Raw genomic sequence first — 20,588 nt, 5'->3', positions numbered from 1 at the left:
ACTGAACGATCAGCGTATCACGCATGGCTAAAAAAGAGCATATTTCCGAAACCCAGGCGACGCAGTTGCTGCGCAAGCATCAAGTTTCCTTTGAAGAACACCCGTATCCGTACGAGGAGCACGGCGGCACCAGCGTCTCGGCGCGCGAACTGGGGGTGCCGGAACATGCGGTGATCAAGACCCTGGTGATGCAGGACGAGGCGGCCAAGCCGCTGATCGTGCTCATGCATGGCGACTGCAAGGTGTCGACCAAGAACCTGGCGCGCGGCATCGGCTGCAAGTCCGTCGAGCCGTGCAAGCCCGAGGTGGCGCAGCGCCATTCCGGCTACATGATCGGCGGCACCTCGCCGTTCGGCACCAAGAAGGCCATGCCCGTCTACGTGGAAGCGTCGATCCTGGAATTGCCGCGCATCTACATCAATGGCGGGCGGCGCGGTTTTCTCGTCTCGCTGGCGCCGCAGGTATTGCTCGACTTGCTCAAGGCCAAGCCGGTGCAGTGCGCGCTGCAGGATTAAGAAAACCAGACGCCACCCTGTCCGTAGGCTGGGCGCTGGTGTATATTCTGCTGCGCCAGCCTCGATGCTGGTGTAATAAACACAATAAAGGGAAGAAATGAATCCAGTAATCACAACCGTGGCAATGACAGTGGCCGCTTACTTGCTCGGCTCGATATCGTTTGCCGTGGTGATGAGCAAGGTCTACGGCATTGCCGATCCGCGCACCTATGGCTCGAAGAATCCGGGCGCCACCAACGTGCTGCGCAGCGGAAACAAGGGCGCCGCCATCATGACCCTGCTGGGCGATGGCGCCAAGGGCTGGCTGGCCGTGTTCCTGGCCGACCACTTTGCCGGCGCGCTGGGCGTGGGCGACACGGCCGTGGCCCTGGTGGCCATCGCCGTCTTCCTCGGCCATTTGTGGCCCGTGTTCTTCCGCTTTGTCGGCGGCAAGGGCGTGGCCACGGCCCTCGGCGTGTTGCTGGGGATCAATCCCTGGCTGGGCCTGGCAACCCTGGCCACCTGGCTGATCATCGCCTACGCCTTCCGCTATTCCTCGCTGGCGGCCCTGGTGGCGGCCCTGTTCGCGCCGTTTTACTACGGCTTGCTGTTCGGCGTCGATCCCATCTTGCTGGCCGTCATCGTCATGAGCGTGCTGCTGGCCTACCGCCACAGCCAGAATATCGCGAACTTGCTCTCTGGCAAAGAAAGCAAGATCGGTGGCAAGAAGGATGCGGCCAAGGCCGCCGTCAAGAAAAAGTAAGCGCTTGATTTCCCGCGGCCCGCACGCATATGCTGTGTTTGCGGCGCCGCGCGGTGCGGCCGCCACCGATCGCGCAAAGGCTGCCCACCATGAGTTCCACTCCCGCCACACCCGTTCCCCTCCGTATCGATGTCGTGTCCGACGTTTCCTGCCCCTGGTGCGTGATCGGCCTGAAATCGCTGGAGCAAGCCTTGGACAAGCTGCACGGCACCGTCCAGGCCGAGATCCACTTCCAGCCCTTCGAGCTGAACGCCAATATGCCGCCCGAGGGCGAGGATGTGAGCGAACACATCGCCCGCAAATACGGTTCCACCCCGGAACAGATGGCGCAATCGCGCGAAGCGATCCGCGCGCGCGGCGAGCAGCTGGGCTTTACCTTTGCCATGGACAAGCGCAGCCGTATCTACAACACCTTCGATGCGCACCGTCTGCTGCACTGGGCCGGGCTGCAAGGACGCCAGAAGGCACTCAAGATGGCGCTGTTCGATGCCTACTTCACGCAGGGACAGAATCCGTCCTCGCACGAGGTGCTGCTGAAAGTCGCGGGCGACGCGGGCCTCGATACCGTGCAAGCGGCCGAGGTGTTGGCGTCGAACGCCTATGCGGACGAGGTGCGCGCGCAGGAGCAGTTCTACCAGCAGAACGGCATCAATTCCGTACCCGCCGTCATCATCAACGAGCGCCACCTGATTTCCGGCGGCCAGCCGCCCGAAGTGTTTGAACAAGCCTTGCGCCAGATCATCGCCGGCGACTGATCCGGGCGCCAATGGCGCGCGCCATGGCAGACTTTTTGCGCTACACTCGGCGCAGAAGGAGGATAGTCAAATGCCAACAGCCAGATGGAATGGCGCCGTCATCGCGCACGCTGCCGACGATCAGGTGCAAGTCGTTGAAAACAATGTGTATTTTCCTTTGTCGGCAGTGACGCAGGCGTACCTGCGCCCCAGCAGCCACACCAGCATCTGCCCCTGGAAGGGCACGGCCAGCTATTACGACCTTGTCGTCGATGGCCAGACGAACGCCAACGCGGCCTGGTATTACCCCCAGCCCCAGGACGCCGCCAGGCAAATTGCCGGCCACGTCGCCTTCTGGCGCGGCGTCAGCGTCGAACGCTGACCCGACTCCCCCGATTTCCCCACCCTTCACACAGAAAGCAGACGATGGATCTACGCCTCGCCGTGTACCAGCTCGCCTCGGAGCATGCGCTCGACGCCCAACAAACCCGGCAGTTGCAGGACGTGGCCGGCTTCCAGCACGAACCGGCGCGCCTGGCCTACTGGCTGCCGCGCGGCGTGGCCGTGCTGGGCGCCGCCTTGCTGGGCATGGGCCTGATTTTCTGGGTGGCCGCCAACTGGGAAGAGCTGGGCCGCATGGGGCGTTTTGCCCTGTTGCAAGGCGTGCTGGCTGCCGCCTGCGTCGGGGCGTTTGCCGTGCCCAAGGCGCGCGTGCCCCTGCTGCTGCTGGCCCTGCTGGCCATCGGCGGCCTGTTTGCGTATTTCGGCCAGACCTACCAGACGGGCGCCGATCCATGGCAATTGTTCGCCCTGTGGGCCGTGCTGGCGTTGCCGCTGTGCCTGGTCGCGCGCAGCGACGTGCTGTGGACGCCGTGGATGCTGATCTTCGCGACGGGCGCCGCCCTGTGGATGCAGGCGCATGCGCAACACAGCTGGCGCATCGATTCGGCCGACCTGACCATTTTCGTCGGCGGCTGGCTGGCCGTGCTGCTCGCATGCGCGTTCGTGTCGCCGTTGCTGGCGCGCTGGACGGGCGCGGGCGTCTGGGCCTTGCGCCTGGGCCTGGTCCTGGCCACCATCCTCATCACGGGCACGGCCGTCACAGCCCTGTTCGGCAGCGAGGTCGGCTCGCCATATTGGGCGGGGCTGGCCTTGCTGGCTGTCGCCGCGACGATGCTGGCCACAAGTCAGTTCTTTGATGTGTTCGGCCTGAGCGCCGTGGCGCTGGGCGTCAACACCCTGCTGGTGGGCGGCCTGGCGCGTGCCCTGCTTAGCGGCGGTGGCGATGGTGTCGGCAAGCTGGTCATGCTGGGCCTGGCCGCCGCCGTGCTGCTGGCGCTGACCGTGCAAGGCATTTTGTGGCGCGCGCGCCAGGAGGCGGCATGAGCAATATCAACAGTCAACGGGCCGATGCGCTCGCCACCCTGATCGGCGACGCCACGCGCGCCGGCCTGTTGCCGGCTGGTACTAGCCGACCGCGACAGGACGTGCGGCCGTGGCCGCTGGTGCTGATGACGGCCTTCGGCGCCTGGCTGGCCGCCATCCCCCTGGTCGTGGCGCTGGGCGTGGGCCTGGAAAGCGTCGTGCGCCACGGCCCCGGCGCCTATGTCGTGGCCGCCATCGTGCTGGCGGCGGCCGTGCTGCTGATCCGCGCGCGCGGCGTGGTGCTGTTCGTCGAGCAGCTGGCCGTGCCCTGCCTGCTGGTGGGCGGCGCTTTGCTCGGCTATGCGCTGTTCCGCGATTATTCGGCACAGATGGCTTCATTGCTGCTGTGTGCGGCCTGCCTGCTGGTGGCCGCCGCCTTGCCGCGCGACTGGCTGCGCGTACTGCTGGGCGTGGTCGCCTGCGGCTTGCTGGCGCTGGGCATCGTCGACAGCGGGCGCGACTGGATTTTCGCGAACGACCCCACGCAGCTGTACCTGGCCTGGATGCTGGCCCTCGCATGCTGGCTGGCCGTCCACTGGCTGCAAAAGCAGGCGTTCAACGACGGCCGCGGCGCGCCCGTCGCCGCCTTCCTGGAGTCGCTGTCGACGGGGTGGGTATTGGCCATCTTGCTGGGACTGGTCTTCTGGTCCGGCATGACCTTCATGCTGGGCGCTGCCTTGGGCGGCGGCTTCACGGGCGAAGTGGCGCGCGAAGTGGCCCGGCACCAGGCCGGCGCCTGGTATGCGCAAGCCTTGAACGGCGTGTCGCTCGTGCTGGCCACGGCGGCGGCCGCCTGGACGGGCTGGCGCTGGCCGGCGCTGCGCCAGCTGCCCGCCATCGGCGTGGGCCTGGTGCTGATCGTGCTGTCCTGGTTCATGCCGGCGCTGGGCCCCGTGCTGCTGATCCTCGGGTATTGTTTGACGAGCGGGCGCACGCGCGTGTCCGTGGCGGCGGCGCTGGCGGCGGCGTGGGTCATCGGCAGCTTTTATTACCAGCTGGCCTGGCCGCTGGCCAGCAAGGCGGCGCTGCTGGCCGTGGCCGGCGCGCTGCTGTGCGCGCTGTCGTGGCTGGCCACGCGCGGCGCCGTGCTGCACCTGGTGGAAAGCACGCCGGCCGGCGTGGCGGTCGAACGCCGCTTCTTGCGCCTGGGCGTGCTGGGCGGCTTGCTGCTGGTGTTGCTCGTCGCCAATGGCGGCATCTGGCAGAAAGAGCAGCTGATCGCCAAGGGCGAGGCCATCTTCGTGGCGCTGGAGCCCGTCGACCCCCGTTCGCTGATGCAGGGCGATTACATGCGCCTCAATTTCGTCAACCTGGGTGTCCTGAGCACATTGGCCAGCGTGGAGCGGGCGCCGGGCCGGCCCCTCGTCGTGGCCAGGCGCGATGCACGGGGCGTGGCCGAACTGCTGCGCCCGTACACCAAAGAGGCGCTGGCGCCCGGCGAATTCCTGCTTGAGCTCACGCCGAAGGATGGCCGCTGGGTGCTGGTCAGCGATGCCTGGTTCTTCAAGGAGGGCGAGGCGGCGCGCTGGGAAAAGGCCCGTTACGGCGAATTCCGCGTCCTGCCCGATGGCCGCGCCTTGCTGGTGGGCATGCGTGGGGAAGATTTACAGGCGCTGTAGCCGCGTGATTGAACAAACCCAATGGCAGAATCCGGGGGGCGTACCCTGAGGGTAGGACCCCGGCCTTTGCTCTTGAGGTGGCCGCATCCTGTAAAATTGCCCGATGGATAATATTACGCATTCGGTCATCGGCCTCGGGGTCGGCGAACTGGTACACCGCAGCCTGCCGCCCGAGCCGCAGCCCCCCGCCCAGCGCACCCGGCGCGCGCTGTTTCTGTTTACGGCCTGGTTCGCCAGCAATGCGCCGGACCTGGACCTGGTCCTCACGAAACTGCTGCCGCGCCCGTTCGGCTACATGCTGCACCACCGTGGCCACACGCATACATTGCTGCTGGCCTTGCCGCAGGCGCTGCTGTTGCTGGCCCTGTTGTGGCTGCTGTGGCCCGGCGCGCGCCGGCTGCTGAAAAGCAGCGTGCCTGCCCGCATCGGCCTGGCGGCCTGTCTGCTGCTGGGATTCTGCTTGCACATGGGCATGGATTTCCTCAATTCCTATGGCTTGCACCCGTTTTACCCGTTCAACAGCCGCTGGCTGTATGGCGACATGGTCTTCATCGTCGAGCCCATGTTCTGGGTGCTGCTGGGCGTGCCCGTGATCATGTCCTTGCGCTATGGCATCGTCAAAAGCGTGCTGCTGGCGGGATTGGCGGCGGCCCTGTGTTTCTTCACCTATAAGACCTATCTGGCGCCCGCCGCGCTGGCTGTCTTGCTGGGGCTGGGCGTGGTGCTGGCCGTGCTGCAAGGGCGGGCCGGCGAGCGGGGGCGGCGTCCGCTGCTGCTGGCCTTTGCGCTGGCCGCCAGCTTCATCGGCGCGCAGGGCGTCGCTTCGGCCATCGGCCGCAGCCGCATCGACGCGGCCGTGCAGCGGCTGGACCCCGGCACGCGCGTGTGGGACGTGGCGATGACGGCGTTTCCCAGCAATCCATTGTGCTGGATCTATGTGTCGCTCGACAGCAAGACGGACGTGTATACGCTGCGGCGCGGGACCCTGAGCCTGCTGCCCGGGGCGCTGGCGCCCGCCGCCTGCCCGGCCGGCCTGGCGGAAACCAGCAAGCAAGGCCGGCAACTGGCGCCCGGCATCGCCGTGTCGGCCCAGGCGGCGGGCAGCCTGGCCGCCTTGCGCGCCTTGCAGGAAGAGAATTGCTATGTCGACGCCTGGTTCCGCTTTGCCCGCATGCCCCGATTGAATGCGGACAAGCTGACGGACGTGCGTTTCAACCCCGGCATGTTGCCCAACTTTACGACCGTGGAACTGCAGCAATTCCGCAGCCGCCCGTGTCCCGCCTACGTGCCGGGCTGGGACCGCCCCCGCGCGGATATGCTGACGGTGCCGAAACAGGGCGAACGATAAGGAGCATGTTGCCCTGTGGAAAAAAATCGCATGTACACTTACTGCGCCGTGGCCGTGCATGCGACAATTGCCAATTCGGCATAGATGCCATCCTTGCCATTTTTAATACTTTGACGATTATTTAGGATACCCTTGGAAGAGCAGCACGCCTTACCGTATCTGCGAGAAACCCTGCTGTTTCTCGCCCTGGCCGGGATTTTTATTCCGTTATTGCAACGCCTGAAGGTCAACCAGGTGCTCGGCTTCCTGGCCGTGGGCGCCTTGTTCGGCCCGTTCGGCTTCGGCCTGTGGGCCGGCGAATTCACGTGGCTGACGTATTTCTCGTTCGTCCGCGCCGAGCAGGTCAGCGGCCTGGCCGAACTGGGCGTGATGTTTTTGATGTTCATGATCGGCCTGGAACTGTCGACGGAACGCCTGTGGGCGCTGCGGCGCTGGGTGTTTGGCGCGGGCGTGGGGCAGGTGGCCGTCAGCGCCTGCCTGATCGGCGCCGTCGCGTATTACTTCGGCCTGTCGCTGGAAGCGTCCATCGTGCTGGGCCTGGTGCTGTCGCTGTCGTCCACGGCCGTGGTGATGCAGCTGCTGACGGACCAGCGCTCGCTGCAGACCCCGGCCGGCCAGGCGGGCTTTTCCATTCTGATGTTCCAGGATCTGATGGTGGTGCCGCTGTTCATCCTGATCGATGTGTTTGCCAGCGGGCGCAGCGACGACCTGGCGTATCTGCTCAGTTTTGCGGCCGTGAAATCGGCGGGCGCCATCCTGCTGATCTACCTGCTCGGACGCCGCGTGATCCGTCCGCTGTTCCAGTTTTTCGTCAAGAAACGCCAGCCCGACGTGTTCATGGCCTTGACCTTGCTCAGCACCCTGGGCATCGCGGGATTGACCTACCTGGCCGGCCTGTCGATGGCGCTGGGGGCCCTGCTGGCGGGCTTGCTGCTGGCGGAGACGGAATTTCGCCACGAAGTGGAAGTGACGATCGAGCCCTTCAAGGGTTTGCTGATGGGTTTGTTCTTCATGTCGGTGGGCATGCAGATCGACGTGCGCGAAATCCTCAAGTCGCCCGTGCTGATTCCGCTGGCCGTGCTGAGCCTGTTTGCGCTGAAAACTCTCGTCATCAGCGTAATTTTCCGCATCGGCGGCTTTCACTGTGGGCGCGCCGTGGAAACGGGCGTGCTGCTGGGGCAGGGCGGCGAATTTGCCTTCATCGTCGTCGCGTATGCGCTGGGCACGAAACTGATCGGCCCGCAGGTGGCGCAGTTCGTCATGCTGGTGGTGGGCCTGAGCCTGTTCGCCACGCCGGCGCTGGCGAAAGCGGCGCGCGCCTTCGGCAACTGGTGGGAAAAACGCCACCACCATCAGCTGGCCGACCTGGCGCACGGCGCACCGCCGCCGCAGGGCAGCACCGTCATCATCGCCGGTTTCGGCCGCGTGGGGCAGTTGCTGGCCAAGGTGCTGACGGAACAGGATATCGCCTATGTGGCGATCGAGAATGATGCGCGCCTGGTGACGACCCTGCATCCGCGCGGCTTTCCCGTGTATTTCGGCGACGCGTCGCGCGCGGAACTGTTGCAAAAGGTCAATGCGGACCGGGCCGCGGCCGTCGTGCTGACCATGGACCACGCGGCGTCCGTGCTGCATGCCGTCAAATCGATCCGCCGCGAGTATCCGCTGCTGCCCGTGTATGCGCGCGCCCGCGACGAGGCGCACGCGGTGGCCCTGATACAGGCGGGCGCCACCCTGGTCGTGCCCGAGGCGCTGGAATCGGCGCTGCAGCTGACAGCCACCGTGCTGCACGAGGTGGGCCTGTCGGAAGCGCGCACGAGCGACATCGTGCAGGCCGAGCGCGACCGGCGTAATGCCGTCTTGCTGGCGAAGAAGCTGTCGTAATGCAAACTGTAGCGCAATCGTGCGTGTCGCCGTGCTTTGTCAATTATCTATACAATAATAGTATATGAGCACACTACCCACATGAAGGCCGCGACGAAGAGCGGGGCGGCCCCGTTGACGCCGCAACAGATTGCCGCGCAGGAAACGCAACAGAAATATGGCAAGCCCGAGCGGGGCTGGCGCGAAAAGATGTACACCGTCATCTTCGAGGCGGAGACGCGCACGGGCCGCGCCTTCGACCTGGCGCTGATCGCCGCCATCCTGATCAGCGTCACCGTGGTCGTGCTCAGCAGCGTCGCCTCGGTGGCCGAGCGCTACGGCGCCTGGCTGACGGCGCTCGAATGGTTTTTCACCATCCTGTTTACCATCGAATATTTCGCCCGCCTGTCGTGCCTGCAGCACCCGGTGCGCTACGCCAAGAGTTTTTTCGGCATTATCGACTTGCTGGCCATCGTGCCGACCTACATCGGCTTGCTGTTGCCGGGCGCGCACGTGCTGATCGATGTGCGCATCCTGCGCCTGCTGCGCATGTTCCGTATCCTCAAGCTGACCTCCTACGTGCATGAATACACGGTGCTGGGACGCGCTTTGCTGGCCAGCCGGCGCAAGATTCTCATTTTCTTGTCTTTCGTCATGATGGTGGTCTTTCTGCTTGGTACTGTGATGTATGTCGTGGAAGGACCGGAGAACGGCTTCAGCAGCATTCCCACGTCGATATACTGGGCCATCAGCACCATGACGACGGTGGGCTTTGGCGATATCACGCCAAAGACCGATTTCGGGCGCACGATCGCCTCGCTGATGATGTTGCTGGGCTGGGGCATCCTGGCAGTGCCTACCGGCATTATCAGCGCCGAAATGACGGTACAACGCAGTTCCAAGCTCGTTACCACGCGAACCTGCCCTACGTGCCTGAAGGAAGGGCTCGATGACGACGCCAATTTCTGTAAGAACTGCGGCGTCAGGCTGCCGCCGCTGGCACTCGATTGAGCGTGTCCCATTAACCGCATTTTCTACATTTAACCTATATAAAGGCCAACATGATTCCAGTTCGCCTGATCGCGACGGGCAAAGCCGTGCCCTCGCATAGCGTGACGTCCGCCAGCCTGGACCTGAAACTGGGCCACCCGCCCGGCTATACCCAGCGCAAGAGCGGCGTGCTGTCGCGCTTTGTCGCCGCACCCGACGAGTCGCAAAGCCAGCTGGGCGCCGCCGCCCTGCGCGACGCGCTGAAGAACGCCAGCCTGCGCCCGGCCGATATCGACCTCTTGATCTGCGCCTGCGGCGTGCCCGAGCAAGCCTTGCCAAACACGGCCTGCTTCGTTGCCGAACATGCCGGCTTGCCGCCAGGCACGCAAAGTTTCGACGTCAACGCCAGCTGTCTCAGCTTCATGGCCGCGTTCCGCGTGGCCGCGTCGATGCTGGCGGGCGGCGCCTACCGGCGCATCGCCATCGTCTCGTCCGATCTCGCCTCGCGCGGGGTCGACTGGAGCGAGCCGGAAGCGTCGATGATCTTCGGCGACGGCGCCGCCGCCGTCATCGTCGAGCGGGGCGATGGCAGCGCCGGCATCCGCGCCTACAAGATGGGCACGTATCCGGAAGGGCGCCGCTACTGCGAAATCCGCGGCGGCGGCACCGAGCGCAACCCGCGCAACGGCTGCGAGCCGGGCGACTATCTGTTCCGCATGGATGGCAAGGCCGTATTCCGCCTGGCTCTCAAGGTGATGCCGGATTTCCTTGAGGAATTAATGCAGGAATCGGGCGCGGGGCTGGAAAAGGTCGACGTGGTCGTGCCGCACCAGGCCAGCCCGCTGGGTCTCGCGCATGCGGCGCGCATTCTCGACGTTCCCGATGCTAAAATCATCAAGATCTTTGAAAACCATGGCAACCAGGTGGCCGCGTCCCTGCCCACGGCCCTGCACGAGGCGGTAATGACGGGGCGCGCCGTGGCCGGCCAGCGTTTGCTGATGATGGGGACGGCTGCGGGCCTGACCATCGGCGGCATGATCGTCGATTTATGAGGGTGAAGTGATGAGGCGGATACTGGTCACGGGGGCGACGGGCGGGCTGGGGCGCAATGCCGTGCGCACCTTGCTGGCGCAGGGCGTGGAAGTGCGCGCCACCGGCCGCAATGCCGCCGTGGGCCGCGAACTGGAACGCATGGGCGCGCAGTTCGTGGCGCTTGATCTGGCGCAAGCGACGCCGCGCCAGGTCGATGAGCTGGTGCGCGGCATGGACACCGTCTGGCACTGCGCCGCGCTGTCCTCGCCGTGGGGCCCGGAGCGCGACTTCATCGCCGCCAATGTCACGGCCACGGGCCAGCTGCTGCGCGCGGCCGCCAGCCAGCACGTGGAGCGCTTCGTGCACATTTCCACCCCGGCCATCTATTTCGATTACCACCACCGCTACGACGTGCCGGAAACCTTCCGTCCCGACGCCTTCGTCAACGCCTATGCGCGTTCCAAGGCGATGGCGGAAAAGCTGGTGCAGGAGTCGGTCGAGCGCCACAGCGGCATGACCTGCGTGATCCTGCGCCCGCGCGCCATCTTCGGCCCGCACGACCAGGTGCTGATCCCGCGCCTGGCGCGCGTGCTGCAGGAGCGCGGCGGCAAGCTGCCGCTGCCTAACGGCGGCGCGGCCACCATTGACGTCACCTATGTCGACAACGTCGTGCATGCGATGTGGCTGGCCACCGTGCACAAGACCGTGCAGTCGGGCGCCGCCTTCAACATCACGAACGGCGAGCCGGCGCGCCTGTGCGACATCCTGCGCACCTTGTTTTGCGAGCACCTGCAGCAGCCGTTCGAAATCGTCAGCATGCCGTACCGCGTGCTGGCGCTGGCGGCTCGCCTGATGCAGTTCGCCTCGCGTTTTACGCGCCGCGAACCGGCGCTGACGCCCTACAGCATCGGCGCGCTCAGTTTCGACATGACGCTCGACAGCGCCAAGGCGCGCAAGGTGCTCGGTTACCGTCCCGTCGTCAGCCTGCAGGACGGCATCGCCCGCACGGCGCAGTGGATGCGCCAGGAAGCGGCGGCGCACAAGGTGGGCAAGGAGCGCAATGGCTAGCATCACCGCGTTTCGCGTCGGCCACTGCACCCATCCGTCCTGCATGGTCCTGAAAGGCAGCGGGCTGGCCAGCCGCTGCTTCCCCTCGCGCGCCTATCTGATCGAAACGCGCGCGGGCCTGTACCTGTGGGACACCGGTTACGCCGAACACTTCCGCGCCGCCACGTCGAAAGGGGTGTACCGCATGTACGCGTGGGTTACGCCGATATCGTTTGACGAGAATGAATCGCTGCACGGCCAGCTGCGCGCGCATGGCGTATCGCCCGGCGACATCCACACCCTGCTGCTGTCGCACTTCCACGCCGACCATATCGCCGGCCTGCGCGACTTTCCCGGCGCGCGGCTGATGGCCTCCAGAACGGGCTGGGACGCCGTGCGGGGCCTGTCCGGCGTGGCCGCCGTGCGCCAGGCCTTCGTGCCCGAGCTGCTGCCGCCGGACATCGCGGATCGTCTCGATTTCGTCGAAAGCGTGCCCGAGACGGCCTTGCCGGCGGCCCTGCTGCCGTTTACGCACGGGCGCGACGTCAGCGGCACGGGCGAAATCTACATCGTCGGCCTGCCCGGCCACGCCATCGGCCATCTGGGCGCCTTCGTGCTGCAGGACGGCGGCTGGACCCTGCTGGCGTCCGACGCGGCCTGGGTGCCGGAAAGCTTCCAGCAGCTGCGCGGACCGTCGGAATTGTCCTTCCTCATCCAGCACAAGCGCGCGCCGTACTATGCCACCCTGAACCGGCTGCACCAGCTGCACCGGTCGGGCAATGCGCAGATCCGCATCACGCATGAAGATACCAACGATTATTTGCCTGTGGCGGGCCGCCCGTGAAGCGTATTGTCTGGCTGTTATTGTCGTACTGGCGCACGCGCCGCCTGCATTTTGCTGACCGCGCGCAGCTGGAACGCTACCAGCAGCGGCAGCTGGCGCGTTTCGCCGATGTGCTGGGCGCGCGCAGCCGCTACTTTGCGCCATACCGGGCGTTGCCGCTCGATGCCTGGCCCACCATGAACAAGGCGCTGATGCTCGAGCATTTCGACGCCATGAACACCGAGGGTGTGACGTTGACGCAGGCGATGGAGGCGGCCATGGCGGCCGAGCATAGCCGCGACTTCACGCCGGCCGTGGGCGACATCACGGTGGGCCTGTCGTCCGGCACCTCGTCGCGGCGCGCCGTATTTACCGTCAGCTCCCGCGAAAAGGCCCAATGGGCGGGCGTGATGCTGGCCAAGGCGCTGCCCGACGGCCTGTTTTCCGGCGAAAAGGTGGCGTTGTTCCTGCGCGCGAACAGCAATCTGTACACGGCCGTGCGCTCGCCATGGCTGACGTTTGCCTTCTACGATCTGTTCGAACCGTTCGACAGCCTGTGCGCGCAGCTTGCGCAATATCAGGCAACTGTGATCGTCGCGCCGGCCCAGGTGCTGCGCCAGCTGGCCTTGCGCGTCATCGATGGCAGCCTGGCGCTGGCGCCGAAAAAAGTCATCTCCGTGGCCGAAGTGCTGGAAGCGCAGGACCGCGCCCTGATCGCGCAGGCGTTTGGCACCGTGCACGAGATCTACCAGGCCACCGAGGGTTTTCTTGCCAGCAGCTGCGAGCACGGCGTGCTGCACCTGAACGAGGAATACGTGCACATCGAGCCGCAGTGGCTTGATGCGGAACAAAGGCGCTTCGTGCCCGTGATTACCGATTTTACGCGCATGACGCAGCCCATCGTGCGCTACCGCCTCGACGATATCCTGATTGCGCGCGCCACGCCATGCCCGTGCGGCCGCGCCACGCGCGCCATCGACGGCATCGAAGGACGCTGCGACGACATGCTGCTGCTTCCCTCTGCATGCGGCGGCGCCCCCGTCGCCGTGTTTGCCGACGTCCTGACGCGGGCGTTCGCGCAAGCCTTGCCGGCGGACGCCGACTACCGCCTGCTGCAGTCGGGCGACAACGCCCTGCAGCTGCATGCGGCCCTGGACGACGCGGGCCTGGCCGCCCTGCGCGCCCATCTTGACGCGGTGCTGCGCGGCCTGGGCGTGGCCGTCGACAGCCTGGCCTGGACGACGAGCGGCGAACTGCCTCCCTTTGACCCCACCATGAAACGGCGCCGCATCCGGCGCCTTGCCAGCGCATGAATCACTCTTCCATGACTTTGACTTCCCGCCTGCTGCATTTGCTGACCGGCTGGGGCAGCGTCGGCCTCGTGTATTTTTCCAGCGATGTGCTGCAAGGGCAGGGGGTACTCCTGCCGGAAACAGCGCTGGACCGCGCGATACCCTACACGGATGCCGCCATCTGGCTGTACCTGTCCTTCTTTCTCCTGATTCCCTACGCCTACCTGGCGGCCGACGCGGCGCGCGTGCGCTGGCTGGCGCGCGCGATGGCGCTTTCCGCGCTGGCCTGCGGCGTGGTGTTCCTGCTGTATCCGACCACGCTCGCGTATCCGCCCGTGGGTGATGGTCATGCCTGGAGCACGCAGGCGCTGCGCCTGCTGCAGGCGGCGGACTCCGCGCAAAATTGCCTGCCCTCGCTGCATGGCGCCCTGACATTGCTGTGCGTGTGGGCTTTGTGCGACAAGCGCCACCTGCTGCGCTCCGCGCTGGCCATGCTGCTGGGCGTGGCCATCTGCTACGCCATCATCGCCCTGCGCCGGCACGTGAGCATCGACCTGGCCGCCGGCCTGGCCGTGGGCGTGGCGGGCGGCATGTTGGCGAAAATGCAGGTATTCTGGGCAGCCCGCCGCACCGTTTCCATAAAAGCCGCATCATGATGAATCCCTTTGCCCTTTCTTTCCTTGTCATGCTGGCCTTCGTGCTGGCCGAACTGCTGATCCTCAAATGGGTGCGCCAGACGCCCGTGCCGTGGAAAGACGTCATCTTCAACCTCAATTCCGGCCATATCCTGATGTGGGTGTTCCGCGGCGTGGAAGTGGCGGCGTTCGCCCTGCTGCTGCGCCATGTGAACCTGCACCTCGTCGATCAGTGGCCCGTGGCCGCGCAATGGGCGTTCGCTTTTTTTGCCTGGGATTTGTGCTTTTACTGGATGCACCGCCTGCACCATAAAATTCCGCTGCTGTGGGCCGTGCACGTGGTGCACCACCAGGGCGAACATTTCAACCTGTCGCTGGGCGTGCGCAATTCCTGGTATTCGTCGCTGACGAATTTCCCCTTCATCGCCATCCTGGCCGTGCTGGGCGTGCCGCTGGAAATCTTCCTCGTCGTCTCGTCCCTGCATTACACGGTGCAGTTCTACAATCACAATGCGCTGGTGAACAAGTCCGGCATCCTCGACAAATTCATGGTCACGCCCTCGCACCACCGGGTCCACCATGGCACCGATAAACGCTACATCAACCGCAATTTCGGCGGCACCCTGTTGATCTGGGACAAACTGTTCGGCAGCTTCCAGCCCGAACTCGAGGGCGTGGAAATGCGCTATGGCGTGAAGGGCATGACACCCACGCACAATCCGCTGCTGGCCAGCAACGGCAAACTGTTCAAGTGGCTGCGCGCGCGCTTTCCCCACTGGCAGTCGCGCGGCACTTTCGAGGTGCCCGAGCTGTTCATCGGCATCGGCGGCGTGATCCTGTTTGGCCTGGTGATCTATTACGTCAACCACGAAGCGGTGCTGGCCGGCGCGCAGCAGGCCATCCTGTTCGCGCTGATCTTTGGCGGCACGCTGGCGCTGGGCGGCCTGTCGGACGCGCGCCGCTGGGGCGCCATCGCCTGGGTGCTCATCGCCTTCGCCATGCCCGTGCTGTTCCTCGGCTGGTATGGCGCGCGCGACGCGTGGGGCATGGTGTTTTTGGCCGCGCTGCTGGCGCATGGCTTCGATGGCGCGCGCCGCCTGTGGTGGCCGGCCGCGGCGGGGACGCGCGCGTGAGCCAGCTTCCCCCGCTGCGCTTTCAGCCCGCCCGCGATTCCGCCTTCCGCCGCGAACTGCGCGCGCGCGCCGATGCCTACCTGGCGGCCGAGGGAAAACACCGCTTTGGCGATGCGCGCCTGCATGCGAAAACCGTCTTCCTGGCCGCCCTGACGGCGGGGCTGTATGCGCTGGCCTTGAGCGCCGGCAGCACCTGGCCGTTTGTCGCTGCCTATGTCGCCTGCCTGGTGGCGGCCATGACGCTGGCCATGAATACCCTGCACGACGCGGCCCACAGCGCCGTCTTCCGCCAGGGACGCCTGAATCGCATCCTGATCCGCCTGGTGGGCTTGCCCGTGGGCGTGGACACGGATTTCTGGACCATCCGCCACGTGCACTTCCATCACACGTATGCCAACGTGGAAGGCTATGACCTCGACACGGAACCGAACCCTTTCCTGCGCCAGACGCCGTTTCAACGCTGGTCGCCCCAGTACCGCTATCAATACCTGTACTGGCCCGTGGTGGCGGCCCTGTCGCTGCCTTACCTGAACTGGTATGGCGACTGGCTGGACCGCTTCGGCAAGACGCCCGTGGCCGCGCACAGCCGCCTGCAGGGCTGGCGCGGCTGGCTGTCGTTCCTGGGCTGGAAGGTGGGCCATGTGGCGCTGGTGCTGGCGCTGCCCATGTGGGTGCTGCAGCAGCACGGCATCGGCTGGGGCGTGGTGCTGGGCGCGTATTTCCTGGGCCAGATGCTCGCCTCGTGCGCTCTGGTGGCGCTGATCCTCGGCACGCACTGGGCCGAAGTGGAATTTTTCCAGCCGGGCCAGGACGGCACCTTGCCGCACGACTGGTACCAGCACACGTTTTACACGGCCTGCGACTGGACGCCGAAACCGCGCGCGCTGCGCTGGCTCGGCTACTGGCTCGGCGGACTGAATCTGCACCTGACGCACCATTTGTTCCCTACCTGGAGCCACCGCCACTACCCGGCGCTGGCGCGCATCCTGGCCGAACTGGCGCCGCGCCACGGCCTCGTCTACCGCGAACTGGGCTACGGCCAGCTGCACGCCTCGCAGCAAGCCTTCCTGCGCGCCATGGGCCAGCCGCCGACACAGTCCTGATGAATCGTGCTTGACTGGGTTTCTCTTCTGTCTTACATTTCTGTAACGACAGAAATAAGAGAAAATCATGAAATCAAGAACGCCTGACAGAACCGTAGCGAGCGGCAGTGATTTGTGGCCGAGAAGCGCAGCTGTGCTTGAGCACAGTGAGCATCGCAGACCGCAAAGCGCGACGCGGAGTAGATTATGGTAGGCGTTCTGAGTCCGACGACGCAGAAATATATTCTGCACTGGGGGGAAATGGGCACCCGCTGGGGCGTCAACCGCACGGTGGCGCAGATCCACGCGCTGCTGTTCCTGGCCAATGAACCGCTGACGGCGGAAGACATCGCGGCCAGCCTGAACGTGGCCCGCTCGAACGTCAGCAACAGCCTGAAGGAATTGCAAAGCTGGGGCCTGGTGCGCATCACGCACGTGATGGGGGACCGGCGCGACCATTTCGTCGCCCTGCAGGATGTGTGGGAAATCTTCCGCGTCATCATGGAAGAGCGCAAGCGGCGCGAGATCGACCCCACGCTGACGGTGCTGCGCGAGTGCGCGATCGAGGGCGAGCATGATGCGGCGATACCGCCGGCCACCCTGGAGCGCATGGGCGAGGTGCTGGCCTTCCTGGAAATGCTCAGCTCCACCTACAGCGACTATAAAAACCTGCCGCCGGCGACCCTGCAGCGCATGCTGTCGATGGGCGGCAAGGTGGCCAAGTTCCTCAGCCCGGACGACAAGCCGGGCAAGCCGGGAAAAACATGAACGGCCCGTCCGAAGGGGAGCTGTTCAAGAAGGTCATGGGCGAGCAGTGGCTCGCCCTGCACCCGGACATCCGCCGCCGCTTCGAGAAAAATCCCGCGCCGGGCCAGCCCCTGTATTACCGGGGCGAGCTCAGTGAACTCACGAGTTCGCGCCTGGGCAAGGTGCTGGGCTGGCTCACGCGTCCCTTCATCGACGGCGCCCTGATCCCGCATGACGATCACGACTTCCCCGTCGATATCGAAGTGTATTCGCGCCCCGGCTGTCCCTTCATCTTCAAGCAGCGCACCTACCGCCTGCACGGGCGCGCGCCGATCCGCTTCACGTCCTACATGGCGGAAAGCGCAACAGGCGAAGTGCTCGAATACGTGGGCATGGGCCTGGGCATGAAGCTGGTCCTGCACGTCGAGGATGGCAACCTGCATTTCACCAGCGACGGCTATTTTTGGGATCTTTTCGGCTGGCGCATGCCGCTGCCCGGCGTGCTCACGCCCGGCAAGACCTATCTGTGCCACCGCAACGATACGCCGCAGCAGTTCAACATCCGCATCGAGATCCGCCACGCCCTGTTCGGCACCACGTTTACCCAGGTCGGCGTGTTCCGCGAGTCCGCCGCGCCGGGAATTCACAAGGAGACACCATGAATACGCATCTGCTGGCACTGCAACTGATGGCGGCGCAAGGCTGCCTGGGCGCCTTCGACACCATCTACCACCATGAAATCACGGAAGCGCTGCCGCAAAAAGCCTCGGCGCGCCTGGAACTGACCATCCATGCCACGCGCGCGCTGATCTACAGCCTGCTGTTCGTCGGCCTGGCCGCCTGGGAGTGGCACGGTGCCTGGGCCTGGGGGCTGGTGATCGTGTTTGGCGTGGAAATCGTGCTTACCCTGTGGGACTTCGTTGTGGAAGATCAAACCCGCCTCTTGCCCGCCACGGAGCGGGTCACGCATACGGTGCTGGCGATCAACGCGGGCGCCTTCATCGCCCTGCTGGCCTTGAACAGCAGCGAATGGGCGAGCTTGCCGACGGCCCTCGTGTGGCGGCCGTATGGCTGGCTCAGCGTCTTCCTCGCCCTGTGCGGCGTGGGCGTGGGCCTGTCCGGCCTGCGCGACGCGTATGCCGTGTGGCAGCTGGGCCGGCGCAAGGTGCAGGAGACAGCGGAGCAGGAGGAGCGCCTAAGCTTTGCCGCCGCGCCGCAGTCCGTGCTGGTGACGGGCGCCACGGGTTTCATCGGCCAGCAGCTGGTCAGCGCCCTGCTGGCCGACGGCCACGCGGTGACGGTGCTGACGCGCCAGCCCAAGCAGGCCGCGTGGGCCTTCGACGGCCAGGTGCGCTGCATCGACTCGCTGGACGCATTGTCGGAGGCGCAGCGCATCGACATGGTGGTCAACCTGGCCGGCGCGCGCATCGTCGGCAAGCGCTGGACGCCAGCGCGCAAGGCGGCCCTGCGCCGCAGCCGGGTGGCGCTGACGCAGGACCTGGTGGCCTGGATCGCGCGCGCGCAGCACAAGCCGAGGGTGCTGCTGTCGGCGTCGGCCATCGGCTATTACGGCGTGCAGCCGCAGGGAGACGCCACGGAATTGACGGAGGACAGTGCCCCGCAAGCCATCTTCATGTCGCAGCTGTGCCAGGAATGGGAAGCGGCCGCGCGCCAGGCGGAGCAATATGGCGTGCAGGTGGGCCGCCTGCGCTTCGGCCTCGTCTTCGGCCACCAGGGTTCGCTGTCGCAGATGCTGCTGCCGATCCGCTTCGGCGTGGGCGGGCCGCTCGGCAGCGGCAAGCAGTGGGTCACCTGGGTGCACGTGCGCGACGTCATCCGCGGCATCGCCCACCTGGCGCGCCGCAGCGAACAGGGCGCCGTGAGCGGCGCGTATAACTTCTGCGCGCCGCAAGCGATCGAACAGCGCCGCTTCGCCCGGGTGGCGGGCGCCGTGCTGCACCGCCCCAGCGTCGTGCCCACGCCGGCTTTCGTCATGCGCGCCTTGCTGGGCGAGCAGGCTGACCTGCTGGTGGAAGGCCAGCGGGTCGCCCCGCGCCGCCTGCTGGCCGACGGATTTAGCTTCCGCTATCCGCAGCTGGAAGGGGCGCTGCGCAGCCTGTAGCCTGGCGTAGAATGGGCCATTGGGATGCCTTGGAGCACAATCTATGCCCCGCTTCAGCCATACGATAGACAGCCATGTTTACCAGTTTGCCAGCCTGAAGGAGCTGCTGGCCAAGGCCACGCCGCCGCGTTCGGGCGACGTGCTGGCCGGGGTGGCGGCCGCCAGCGCGCGCGAGCGGGTGGCGGCGCAGCTGGCGCTGGCCGAGGTACCGTTGTCGGCCTTCCTCAATGAGGCGCTGGTGCCGTATGAAGACGATGAAGTCACGCGCCTGATCGTCGACACCCACGAGCGCGCCGCCTTTGCGCCGATCTCCCACCTGTGCGTGGGCGACTTTCGCGACTGGCTGCTGGACGACGCGACGGACACGCCCACGCTGTCGCAGGTGGCCGCCGGCATCACGCCGGAAATGGCGGCCGCCGTCTCGAAAATCATGCGCCTGCAGGACCTGGTGCTGGTAGCCCGCAAGTGCCGTGTCGTCACGGCTTTGCGCAATACCCTGGGCCTGGAAGGGCGTCTGTCCGCGCGCTTGCAGCCGAATCATCCGACGGATGACGCCACGGGGATTGCCGCGTCGATGCTTGACGGCCTGCTGCTGGGCAGCGGCGACGCCGTGATCGGCATCAATCCCGCCACCGACAATGTGGCGCAGGTGATGTCGCTGCTGCAGCTGCTCGACGCCGTCATAGCTCAATATCAGATTCCCACGCAGTCCTGCGTGCTGACGCACATCACCAACACGATCGAAGCGATACGCCGCGGCGCGCCCGTCGACCTGGTGTTCCAGTCGGTGGCGGGCACGCAGGCGGCCAACCGCAGCTTCGGCATCGACCTGGCGCTGCTGGCCGAGGGCCGGGCGGCGGCCCTGTCGCTGGGGCGCGGCACGGTGGGCAACAACGTCATGTATTTCGAGACGGGGCAGGGCAGCGCCCTGTCGGCCGGCGCCCACCACGGCATGGATCAGCAGACGTGCGAGGCGCGCGCCTATGCGGTGGCGCGCGCCTTTCAGCCGCTGCTGGTCAATTCCGTGGTGGGCTTCATCGGCCCCGAATACCTGTACGACGGCAAGCAGATCATGCGCGCGGGGCTGGAAGACCATTTCTGCGCTAAGTTATTGGGTTTGCCCATGGGCTGCGACGTGTGCTACACCAACCATGCGGAAGCGGACCAGGACGACATGGACGCCTTGCTGACCATGCTGGGCGTGGCCGGCTGCAATTTCATCATGGGCGTGCCGGGCGCGGACGACATCATGCTCGGCTACCAGAGTACCTCGTTCCACGACGCCCTGTATGCGCGCCGCGTGCTGGGTTTGCGCCCTGCGCCCGAATTCGAAGCCTGGCTGGCGCGCATGCAGATCACGGATGCGCAGGGAAATCTGAACGTGGCGCTGGCGCCGGCCTTCCAGGCGGCCCTGCTGCGCCTGGGCGGCTAGGGAGGAT

The 20,588-nt window shown here is 65.8% G+C and carries 20 protein-coding genes; all 20 read left to right on the top strand.

The genetic code is table 11. The features are described 5' to 3' along the window. Positions 1–23: 23 nt before the first annotated feature. Complete coding sequence (gene ybaK, locus AC07VI_RS03280; RefSeq protein ID WP_086143850.1) at positions 24–515, top strand: Cys-tRNA(Pro) deacylase; 492 nt, start codon at positions 24–26, stop codon at positions 513–515. Positions 516–612: 97 nt separating this feature from the next. Continuing rightward, positions 613–1,257 (top strand): glycerol-3-phosphate 1-O-acyltransferase PlsY, encoded by a 645-nt coding sequence (gene plsY / locus AC07VI_RS03275; RefSeq protein ID WP_226935415.1) that lies wholly within the window; start codon positions 613–615, stop codon positions 1,255–1,257. Positions 1,258–1,346: 89 nt separating this feature from the next. After that, the gene (locus AC07VI_RS03270; protein ID WP_086143992.1) at positions 1,347–2,012 is read left to right on the top strand and encodes a DsbA family oxidoreductase; all 666 of its coding nucleotides are present in this window, start codon (positions 1,347–1,349) and stop codon (positions 2,010–2,012) included. A gap of 70 nt (positions 2,013–2,082) precedes the next feature. After that, positions 2,083–2,373, top strand: a complete 291-nt coding sequence (locus AC07VI_RS03265; protein WP_086143852.1) for a DUF427 domain-containing protein — start codon at positions 2,083–2,085, stop codon at positions 2,371–2,373. Positions 2,374–2,417: 44 nt separating this feature from the next. After that, positions 2,418–3,377 (top strand): DUF2157 domain-containing protein, encoded by a 960-nt coding sequence (locus AC07VI_RS03260; RefSeq protein WP_086143853.1) that lies wholly within the window; start codon positions 2,418–2,420, stop codon positions 3,375–3,377. Continuing rightward, positions 3,374–5,035 (top strand): GDYXXLXY domain-containing protein, encoded by a 1,662-nt coding sequence (locus tag AC07VI_RS03255; RefSeq protein WP_086143854.1) that lies wholly within the window; start codon positions 3,374–3,376, stop codon positions 5,033–5,035. Before AC07VI_RS03260 ends, AC07VI_RS03255 begins: the two co-directional genes overlap by 4 nt. 103 nt (positions 5,036–5,138) lie before the next feature. After that, positions 5,139–6,383, top strand: a complete 1,245-nt coding sequence (locus AC07VI_RS03250; RefSeq protein ID WP_086143855.1) for a metal-dependent hydrolase — start codon at positions 5,139–5,141, stop codon at positions 6,381–6,383. A gap of 132 nt (positions 6,384–6,515) precedes the next feature. After that, the gene (locus tag AC07VI_RS03245) at positions 6,516–8,267 is read left to right on the top strand and encodes a cation:proton antiporter domain-containing protein (protein WP_492995691.1); all 1,752 of its coding nucleotides are present in this window, start codon (positions 6,516–6,518) and stop codon (positions 8,265–8,267) included. A gap of 81 nt (positions 8,268–8,348) precedes the next feature. Beyond that, a complete protein-coding gene (locus AC07VI_RS03240) occupies positions 8,349–9,257 on the top strand; it encodes an ion transporter (RefSeq protein ID WP_492995689.1) in 909 nt (302 codons plus the stop codon). A 50-nt stretch (positions 9,258–9,307) separates the two neighbouring features. Then, positions 9,308–10,288: a 3-oxoacyl-[acyl-carrier-protein] synthase III C-terminal domain-containing protein gene (locus AC07VI_RS03235; RefSeq protein ID WP_086143858.1), complete on the top strand. Its 981-nt coding sequence runs from the start codon at positions 9,308–9,310 to the stop codon at positions 10,286–10,288. 10 nt (positions 10,289–10,298) lie between these two features. Then, positions 10,299–11,336, top strand: a complete 1,038-nt coding sequence (locus AC07VI_RS03230) for an NAD-dependent epimerase/dehydratase family protein (protein ID WP_086143859.1) — start codon at positions 10,299–10,301, stop codon at positions 11,334–11,336. Further along, complete coding sequence (locus tag AC07VI_RS03225; RefSeq protein ID WP_099374193.1) at positions 11,329–12,159, top strand: MBL fold metallo-hydrolase; 831 nt, start codon at positions 11,329–11,331, stop codon at positions 12,157–12,159. The genes AC07VI_RS03230 and AC07VI_RS03225 overlap by 8 nt, the downstream gene beginning before the upstream one ends. Further along, the gene (locus AC07VI_RS03220) at positions 12,156–13,451 is read left to right on the top strand and encodes a F390 synthetase-related protein (protein WP_086143861.1); all 1,296 of its coding nucleotides are present in this window, start codon (positions 12,156–12,158) and stop codon (positions 13,449–13,451) included. Before AC07VI_RS03225 ends, AC07VI_RS03220 begins: the two co-directional genes overlap by 4 nt. 11 nt (positions 13,452–13,462) lie before the next feature. Beyond that, positions 13,463–14,086 carry a phosphatase PAP2 family protein gene (locus AC07VI_RS03215; protein ID WP_492995685.1) on the top strand — a complete coding sequence of 208 codons (624 nt, stop codon included), beginning with the start codon at positions 13,463–13,465 and terminating at the stop codon, positions 14,084–14,086. Next, positions 14,083–15,198 carry a sterol desaturase family protein gene (locus AC07VI_RS03210; RefSeq protein ID WP_099420488.1) on the top strand — a complete coding sequence of 372 codons (1,116 nt, stop codon included), beginning with the start codon at positions 14,083–14,085 and terminating at the stop codon, positions 15,196–15,198. Before AC07VI_RS03215 ends, AC07VI_RS03210 begins: the two co-directional genes overlap by 4 nt. After that, positions 15,195–16,301 carry a fatty acid desaturase family protein gene (locus AC07VI_RS03205; protein WP_253251892.1) on the top strand — a complete coding sequence of 369 codons (1,107 nt, stop codon included), beginning with the start codon at positions 15,195–15,197 and terminating at the stop codon, positions 16,299–16,301. Before AC07VI_RS03210 ends, AC07VI_RS03205 begins: the two co-directional genes overlap by 4 nt. A gap of 186 nt (positions 16,302–16,487) precedes the next feature. Next, positions 16,488–17,048 (top strand): GbsR/MarR family transcriptional regulator, encoded by a 561-nt coding sequence (locus AC07VI_RS03200; RefSeq protein ID WP_226935411.1) that lies wholly within the window; start codon positions 16,488–16,490, stop codon positions 17,046–17,048. Continuing rightward, a complete protein-coding gene (locus AC07VI_RS03195) occupies positions 17,045–17,689 on the top strand; it encodes a DUF4166 domain-containing protein (RefSeq protein ID WP_086143866.1) in 645 nt (214 codons plus the stop codon). The genes AC07VI_RS03200 and AC07VI_RS03195 overlap by 4 nt, the downstream gene beginning before the upstream one ends. Further along, positions 17,686–19,149, top strand: a complete 1,464-nt coding sequence (locus AC07VI_RS03190) for a TIGR01777 family oxidoreductase (protein ID WP_492995682.1) — start codon at positions 17,686–17,688, stop codon at positions 19,147–19,149. Before AC07VI_RS03195 ends, AC07VI_RS03190 begins: the two co-directional genes overlap by 4 nt. 43 nt (positions 19,150–19,192) lie before the next feature. Continuing rightward, positions 19,193–20,581, top strand: a complete 1,389-nt coding sequence (locus AC07VI_RS03185; RefSeq protein WP_086143868.1) for an ethanolamine ammonia-lyase subunit EutB — start codon at positions 19,193–19,195, stop codon at positions 20,579–20,581. The last annotated feature ends 7 nt before the right edge of the window (positions 20,582–20,588 follow it).

It is taken from the genome of Janthinobacterium sp. GW821-FHT03A03, assembly GCF_059421435.1.
This window is presented reverse-complemented; position numbering and strand designations above follow the sequence as displayed.

Bases quoted from the DNA above. Each gene is read 5' to 3' on its own strand.
- AC07VI_RS03195 (WP_086143866.1), top strand. From the start codon at position 17,045: ATGAACGGCCCGTCCGAAGGGGAGCTGTTCAAGAAGGTCATGGGCGAG.
- AC07VI_RS03240 (WP_492995689.1), top strand. From the start codon at position 8,349: ATGAAGGCCGCGACGAAGAGCGGGGCGGCCCCGTTGACGCCGCAACAG.
- AC07VI_RS03210 (WP_099420488.1), top strand. From the start codon at position 14,083: ATGATGAATCCCTTTGCCCTTTCTTTCCTTGTCATGCTGGCCTTCGTG.
- AC07VI_RS03190 (WP_492995682.1), top strand. From the start codon at position 17,686: ATGAATACGCATCTGCTGGCACTGCAACTGATGGCGGCGCAAGGCTGC.
- AC07VI_RS03230 (WP_086143859.1), top strand. From the start codon at position 10,299: ATGAGGCGGATACTGGTCACGGGGGCGACGGGCGGGCTGGGGCGCAAT.
- AC07VI_RS03215 (WP_492995685.1), top strand. From the start codon at position 13,463: ATGACTTTGACTTCCCGCCTGCTGCATTTGCTGACCGGCTGGGGCAGC.
- plsY (WP_226935415.1), top strand. From the start codon at position 613: ATGAATCCAGTAATCACAACCGTGGCAATGACAGTGGCCGCTTACTTG.
- AC07VI_RS03260 (WP_086143853.1), top strand. From the start codon at position 2,418: ATGGATCTACGCCTCGCCGTGTACCAGCTCGCCTCGGAGCATGCGCTC.
- AC07VI_RS03235 (WP_086143858.1), top strand. From the start codon at position 9,308: ATGATTCCAGTTCGCCTGATCGCGACGGGCAAAGCCGTGCCCTCGCAT.
- AC07VI_RS03270 (WP_086143992.1), top strand. From the start codon at position 1,347: ATGAGTTCCACTCCCGCCACACCCGTTCCCCTCCGTATCGATGTCGTG.
- AC07VI_RS03265 (WP_086143852.1), top strand. From the start codon at position 2,083: ATGCCAACAGCCAGATGGAATGGCGCCGTCATCGCGCACGCTGCCGAC.
- AC07VI_RS03185 (WP_086143868.1), top strand. From the start codon at position 19,193: ATGCCCCGCTTCAGCCATACGATAGACAGCCATGTTTACCAGTTTGCC.
- AC07VI_RS03250 (WP_086143855.1), top strand. From the start codon at position 5,139: ATGGATAATATTACGCATTCGGTCATCGGCCTCGGGGTCGGCGAACTG.
- AC07VI_RS03200 (WP_226935411.1), top strand. From the start codon at position 16,488: ATGGTAGGCGTTCTGAGTCCGACGACGCAGAAATATATTCTGCACTGG.
- AC07VI_RS03225 (WP_099374193.1), top strand. From the start codon at position 11,329: ATGGCTAGCATCACCGCGTTTCGCGTCGGCCACTGCACCCATCCGTCC.
- ybaK (WP_086143850.1), top strand. From the start codon at position 24: ATGGCTAAAAAAGAGCATATTTCCGAAACCCAGGCGACGCAGTTGCTG.
- AC07VI_RS03255 (WP_086143854.1), top strand. From the start codon at position 3,374: ATGAGCAATATCAACAGTCAACGGGCCGATGCGCTCGCCACCCTGATC.